We start from the raw sequence: 420 nt of genomic DNA, 5'->3' as shown, positions 1-420 counted from the left end.
GTAGAGATGTGGGGACCGTTGGCCAAATCGAAGCGCAGCCTATTAATCGTGCCTCTCCAATTCGGATGCGTCCCGATCGGAATGGTATACACGCGATAATCGGAGTCCGACGCGGTCATTGGGAAGCTGACGACATAACTCTCGGACCAGTTAGGTGCCTGCATACCCGTGAAATAGATGGCACCACTGGTGTTTGTGGAGTTATTCTTCACCCTCACTTGGATGACATCACCGGCATCTGCGGCATGGCTCATGGTGTCGGAGAAGAAGTAGCTATCGTCATTAGTCGGGTGCGTCGTATGGAAAGGCATGACGACTCGATCGACGAGTGACGTTCCATACTCATCTGTAATATCCGATGCGCCGCCACCGCCTGCACCCGCAGAGCCGATCCCATTGCCTCCGCCATTGTAGCCGCCA

The 420-nt window shown here is 54.8% G+C and carries 1 protein-coding gene; it reads right to left on the bottom strand.

The annotated features are described in order from the left end of the window. A partial coding sequence (locus tag FGT79_RS31515) for a hypothetical protein (RefSeq protein ID WP_171056548.1) occupies window positions 1-420 on the bottom strand: 420 nt, incomplete at both ends.

Source organism: Paenibacillus sinopodophylli (assembly GCF_005930355.1).
Classification (GTDB): Bacteria; Bacillota; Bacilli; order Paenibacillales; family Paenibacillaceae; genus Pristimantibacillus; species Pristimantibacillus sinopodophylli.
Note: the sequence above shows the minus strand (reverse complement) of the source record. Positions and strands in the feature narration are given on the sequence as shown.